We start from the raw sequence: 6,141 nt of genomic DNA, 5'->3' as shown, positions 1-6,141 counted from the left end.
GATTCCATTTTAGTTACTTGAAGTACATCATTAATTAGGTTAAGAAGATGATCAGCAGAAAATTTCATTAATTTTATAAATTTGTGATTTTCTTCATCCTTAATTCGTTCCATAAGAATAGATGACAAACCAACTACACCATATAAAGGTGTTCTTAGCTCATGACTTACTGTGGATATAAATTTTGTTTTTACCGCTGCAAGACGATCAGATTTTTCTTTTGAAATTTTTAATTCTTTATTTCTTAACGCTAATGATTCTCCAAGTACCTTTGTTTTTCTATGATTATAAATGAAAAAACAAAATAGGATTAAGCATAATAAAAGTAGTGATAAAGTAAAAATAGATACAGTTTGTGATTGTTTTGCTTTTTGAGTTTGAATACTGTTATTTTTATTGCTTACTACTAATTTTTCTTTGAATTGATTAGTTTCTAATTTCTCAGTTTCTAATGCTGTTTCGTGATGTTTGGTATATTTTTTAAGAATTGCGTACGCTCTATCTTGTCTTCCAATTTTTACAAGTAGTTCTTCATATTTTTTATAAATGGTCATTGCTTGTCTAAACATTTTGTTTTTTTCTGCAATGGTTGCAGCTTCTTCAAAATGCTTTATAGCACTATTGTAGTTATTATGAATTTTGTAATATTCACCAAAGCTGAGATATGTTATTAACAGTTCGTCAATATATTCGGAATTCTTACTGAAATATTTTTGGCATTTTTTTAATAACCGATAAGCTTTTCTATAATTTCGAGTTTTTAGATAGATATTGGCTAGATTTAATTCTAAACTGTGTTTGTAGTGACTGTTTAGATTCTCGGAATTTTCATAAATATGCTTAATTCTTTTTAATGCTCTAGATGGCTTATTAAATCCTTCTAGATAGACTAAAGCTATATTGTTATTGACATCGATAGTTAATTCAGAATGACCTTCTAACTCTTTTATAAATAGTTCTGCAATTTTATATTCTTTTAATGCTTTTTTATATTCTTTGTTTAGAAAGTGTATTTTTCCTAAGAGATTATAAGAATATCCTTTTAGATAATATTCCTGTTGTGTATTGAATTTAGAAGAAATGTCAATAATATTTTCAATTAGCATTACGCTATTAGCTCTGCCAATTGAATTTAGGTGTTCTTCTGTATGAGTAATGGTACACTCCAATTCTGGGAATGACATTTCTTCATATTGATAGGCATAAAGATTAGGGAAAAATAAGTTAAGACACAGGAAGCATATAAAATGCTTTACTATTTTAATACTTTTCATTATTCAATACGGATTTGGGGCGTTCAAATATATAAAAAAAAATGAAATTAACGGCTTAAATACATTTAATATACGTTTAAAGCTTATTATTTTTATTTTTAACTTAATAAAAATAAGTTTATTCCTACTTTTTTTAAAAATATTTAATATTAACTAATATTGGTTGCCCTCAAAATTGATCACTTTGTTATTTTTGTCATCTATGAAAGTACAATCAGCTGTAGAGGAAAGATGGAATTGGTTGACACACGCTGTTGGCTTTCTTTTTTCTTTTTTAGGTTTGATTTTATTGATGTTTAGTAATACTAACAAAACATCTTATAGTACATTTTCTGTTTTAATATATTCTATAGCATTGATAATTCTTTATTTTTCTTCATCTGCTTATCATTATACTAATGATATTATTCTCAAAAACAGGTTTAGAGTAATGGATCATGTTAGTATCTATTTATTAATAGCAGGAACTTATACTCCTATAACTTTGATTACTTTATTAAATAGTAAAGGATTGTTACTTTTTACCTTAGTATGGTCATTGGCTGGTTTTGGGACAATCTTAAAGCTTTTTTTTACAGGAAAATTCGAGATTGTTTCTGTGATGCTATACTTATTAATGGGATGGTTAATTGTATTAGATATATCTACTTTGATTGATATTGTTGGTTATGAGGGAATTATGTGTTTGATTTATGGCGGATTAGCTTATACTGTAGGTATAGTTTTCTATGCTTTTAAGAAGTTGTATTTTAATCATGTAATCTGGCATCTTTTTGTATTAGCGGGTAGTATATTTCATTATATATTTATTTTAGAGTATATCATATAAAAAATAGGATAAACCATATTTTTATGGTTTATCCTATTTTTTAAATCATCCTCTACATCCTCTGATTACTCCAAATACGTAATCATCAGCTGCTTCGTTAAATTCATCTCCACAGTTTCTATCACCACTTCCGCCGCTAGCATTATTTACATTACTGCATTGATCGTGATCCATGCAGTCTTTAGTCCATGCACTTGGAATCCACCATCTACCGCAATCTCCTCCGCATCTTCCCATACATCCGTAGTTGGTTCTTGGTTTACTTCCAACTTTAACTCTGTCTTTATGATTCCCTCTTGAATCGTCATATTCTGCATTTACATAGGTGTTTTTTCTTATACAGGTAATGCCTTCATTTCTGCTTTTTAGAGCATTAGAATTGGAGGTAGATTTAATCTCTCTTTTACTGTATACGTAATCTGATGGAGATTTACTCCAATACTCAATAAGAGCAAGTAATGTATACTCGGCCATAGATATTTCTCCTTTCTTTGTATCCAACAAATATTCAGAAATAACTCTTCCGGTATTTAATAAGCCTTCTTTTTGCGTTTCAGAAAAGTTGTTATTATGACCATCAATTGAGATACCTTCATTTTCATAGTTAACAGAAGCTTCGATTGTATTCTTGTCAATCATTAAGACAACCATAAATTGTAGTTCAGAAATTGCTTTTACTGAATAGTCGATGTTACTATTGTTAGTGTAAAGTTTACCCGAAAAATGATTTTCATTCTCAATTTCGAGCCCAATTTCTTGTGCTTGTGGAGAGATATTTTCTTGAGTACATTGTACAAATAATAGTGCACATAGCAAGATTGCTATAGAGCTAACATAATTTTTCATAATTATTGAGTTTGTGTTTTAGTTAATCCCAAGATATGAAAAACTATTCAAAATAATTATTTGATAATGTTTTAATACTAAAACTAAGAATTTGTTATAAATTAACCCTTGTAGTTATTATTAATCTAACTTTCAATAAAATCTTTGTATTCCAAAAAGAAAGCTTCAAGTTTATCCATGTGATTGTTTAGAAATACCATGGCTTCTTCCCAAGTTTTTCTATTATGGATACTTACGTTAGCTAATTCAATATATACTCTAGAAATAATTTTACCATTTTCTAATTCATATAATTCATCAAAAATTATATCGTTAATATACTCTTCTTTAATTATATTTTTTAAACTTAAAAGTTTATCAAAATAGTAAGCTTTTATTATGTCATCATGTGGTTCAATATCAATAGATACTTGAGCAAATTTTGTAGTAAAGGTAAATTTAAGGGTTACATCTTTGATTTTTGTGTTATATAGCAACCACTTTCTTGGATAGTTAGTACCAAAAGTGGTCCAAAATTCTTGTCTTATTTTTTTTGATTCTTCTTTACTAAACATTTTAAATAAAATATGCGCTAGCTGTAGCGGCTAGAATAACCATAAGTTTGGTGATATTAAATTTATGTCCTTCATTGCTTTCAAAAAGTATTGTGGTAGAAACGTGCAAAAATATACCGATAACAAGCGCTGTGATTTCTTTATAAAAGTTTTGAAGAGTTTCAAAATGTTCAGAGAGAAATGTTCCTAAAGGTGTCATTAATGCAAAGAGAAGAAGGATCAGTAGGATAATAGGTTTTTTTATTTCAGTATTGATTAAAAAGGTAGTCAATATCATCGCTATAGGAATTTTATGAATGATAATTCCAATAAGAATACCTTCTGTATGATGAATAGGAAATCCTTCTAAAACTGCGTGGATTCCTAAGCTTATAAAAAGTAGTTTGGGAATTTGAGTAGTTTCTTTATGAAGATGTATATGACCATGTTCGGCTCCCTTAGAAAAGTATTCTAATACTTTTTGAAGTAAAATACCAATCATAATCCAAACGCCAGTTTGTTTGGCATATTGATGATCTTCAAATACTTCTGGTAACAGGTTGAATATGGTTATCGCTAAAAGAAAAGCTCCGCTAAAAGCTAAAAGTAATTTTAACTTTTTTTGATTATTAGGCCTAAATATATATACTATTAAGGAACCAATAAAAATGGCTGATATGGATAATATATAATTATACACTATTTAAATATAAGAATAAGTCGAGGAGAAGTGGTTTTATGAAATTTTTCAAGTTGGTAATTACCAAAGATATCTAATAGATCAACTTTAGCTTCTTCAAAATAATTTTGAAAATCATTTAAAGTTAATGCTTTTACCCTTTCTGTAAAGAAAAACTCTTCATTATTATCAGTGAACTTTATTTCTTTAAATATATATCCTTCTTTTACATATCGTTTTATATGAAAAACAATACCCGAAACCTCTTTGGTTTCTTCTGGGATAAGATGATCAATAACATAATCTACATTCATAAAATCTATAACCCCTAATCCTTTTTCGTTTAGATCAGATTTTATAGCTTTAATAGTATTAAGATTACATTCTTCTTTTTCAAAATATCCAAAACTTGTAAAGAGATTAAAAATAGCTGAAAACTCTTTATTAAAAGGTTTAGACATATCGTGTACTCTAAATCTTAATGTTTCGTTTTCGAATTGACTAGCGTATTCAATACTATTTTTTGAAAGATCTACTCCAGTAACATCAAACCCTAGTTGGTTTAAATAAATACTGTGTCTTCCTTTTCCACAAGCGAGATCCAGAATCTTTTCATCTGGTTCTAAACTAAGATAACCACTTAGATTATCCATGAATTGTTGTGCCTCTGTATGACCTCTGTCTTTATATAGTATATGATAATATGGTGTATCAAACCAAGATGCATACCACATTGTAGAATCTTTTAGCATAGGGCGCAAAATTAATGTATTTTTGCGGTTTAATAATAGCGAATTAGAATATAGTGAGTAATTCATTTAAAATGGTAGCCAAAACCTTTTTTGGTTTTGAAGAAGTATTAGCAAAAGAACTACGAAACTTAGGAGCCCAAAAGGTAGAAATAGGTAATCGTATGGTTAGTTTTTATGGCGATACTGGTTTTATGTATAAAGCAAATCTTTGTTTAAGAACTGCTTTGAAAATATTAAAACCTGTTGCTGCTAAAAAAATAAGAAATGAAAAAGATCTGTATTCTTTTATACAATCCATTCGTTGGGATGAATATCTTGACACCAATGATTCTTTTGCTATTTATGCAACTGTTAATTCCACAATTTTTAGACATTCACAGTTTGTTTCTTTAAAATCTAAAGACGCTATTGTAGATAAGTTTAGAAAAGAAACGGGGAAAAGACCTAGTGTTGATACAGACTATCCCGATCTTACGATTAATATTCATATACAACAAGATTTGTGTACCGTTTCATTGGATAGTTCCGGAGGTTCATTACATCACAGAGGATATAGAACAGCCACTAATATTGCACCAATAAATGAAGTTCTAGCTGCAGGCTTATTATTACTGTCTGGATGGGATGGGCAGTGTGATTTTCTAGATCCAATGTGTGGAAGTGGAACATTGGCTATAGAGGCAGCAATGATTGCGTGTAATATTCCTGCTAATCTGAATCGAAAAGAATTTGCTTTTGAAAAATGGTTGGATTGGGATATGGATTTATTTGAAAAGATTGAAGCTGCTTCTTTAAATAAAACGAGAGATTTTAGTCATACAATTAAAGGGTTTGATAAAGCTCCTTCGGCTGTTAGGAAAGCAAAGAAAAATGTAGAAAATGCCAATCTTACTGATTTCGTTAAAATTGAAGATGCTAATTTTTTTGAAAGCTTTAAAGATGGAGATAATAAACTACATATGGTTTTTAATCCTCCTTATGGCGAACGTTTAGAATTGGATGAGGAGAAGTTTTATGCTCAAATTGGAGATACGCTTAAACAGAATTATCCAAATACTAATGCCTGGTTTATTACTTCAAACATTGAGGCGTTAAAATTTGTAGGGTTAAGACCTTCTAGAAAAATAAAGGTGTTTAATGGTAAATTAGAATCTCGTTTGGTTAAATATGAGATGTATGCGGGTAGTAAGAAAGCTAAATTTCAGAATAAACCGTAATATTTTTAGAA

The 6,141-nt window shown here is 29.0% G+C and carries 7 protein-coding genes (1 of these 7 only partly in view); 2 read left to right on the top strand and 5 right to left on the bottom strand.

Annotated elements, in window-relative coordinates; genetic code table 11:
* Positions 1-1,274 carry the 5' portion of an ATP-binding protein gene (locus D1815_RS08185; protein ID WP_118386580.1) on the bottom strand. Its footprint begins 943 nt before the window's first position, so 1,274 of the gene's 2,217 nt are visible here — the first part of the coding sequence; the start codon lies at positions 1,272-1,274; its stop codon lies beyond the left edge, outside the window.
* A gap of 202 nt (positions 1,275-1,476) precedes the next feature.
* Here D1815_RS08185 and D1815_RS08180 point away from each other — a divergent pair, with 202 nt between their 5' ends.
* Positions 1,477-2,103: a hemolysin III family protein gene (locus D1815_RS08180; protein WP_118386579.1), complete on the top strand. Its 627-nt coding sequence runs from the start codon at positions 1,477-1,479 to the stop codon at positions 2,101-2,103.
* A gap of 45 nt (positions 2,104-2,148) precedes the next feature.
* Here the strand turns inward: D1815_RS08180 and D1815_RS08175 are convergent, their stop codons facing one another.
* The 4 genes from D1815_RS08175 to D1815_RS08160 all read right to left on the bottom strand — a co-directional run bounded on the left by D1815_RS08175 (position 2,149) and on the right by D1815_RS08160 (position 4,913).
* Positions 2,149-2,949 carry a hypothetical protein gene (locus D1815_RS08175; RefSeq protein WP_118386578.1) on the bottom strand — a complete coding sequence of 267 codons (801 nt, stop codon included), beginning with the start codon at positions 2,947-2,949 and terminating at the stop codon, positions 2,149-2,151.
* 125 nt (positions 2,950-3,074) lie between these two features.
* Positions 3,075-3,503, bottom strand: a complete 429-nt coding sequence (locus D1815_RS08170) for a DUF4268 domain-containing protein (RefSeq protein ID WP_027392945.1) — start codon at positions 3,501-3,503, stop codon at positions 3,075-3,077.
* Between the two features lies 1 nt (position 3,504).
* Complete coding sequence (locus D1815_RS08165; RefSeq protein ID WP_342667683.1) at positions 3,505-4,182, bottom strand: ZIP family metal transporter; 678 nt, start codon at positions 4,180-4,182, stop codon at positions 3,505-3,507.
* Entirely contained in the window at positions 4,182-4,913 is a 732-nt protein-coding gene (locus D1815_RS08160; RefSeq protein ID WP_027392943.1) for a cyclopropane-fatty-acyl-phospholipid synthase family protein, read from the bottom strand. Before D1815_RS08160 ends, D1815_RS08165 begins: the two co-directional genes overlap by 1 nt.
* A 71-nt stretch (positions 4,914-4,984) precedes the next feature.
* Here D1815_RS08160 and D1815_RS08155 point away from each other — a divergent pair, with 71 nt between their 5' ends.
* Positions 4,985-6,130 (top strand): class I SAM-dependent RNA methyltransferase, encoded by a 1,146-nt coding sequence (locus tag D1815_RS08155; protein ID WP_118386577.1) that lies wholly within the window; start codon positions 4,985-4,987, stop codon positions 6,128-6,130.
* Positions 6,131-6,141 lie beyond the last annotated feature (11 nt).

Origin of the sequence: Aquimarina sp. AD1 (assembly GCF_003443695.1) — a bacterium.
Taxonomy (GTDB): domain Bacteria; phylum Bacteroidota; class Bacteroidia; order Flavobacteriales; family Flavobacteriaceae; genus Aquimarina; species Aquimarina latercula.
This window is presented reverse-complemented; position numbering and strand designations above follow the sequence as displayed.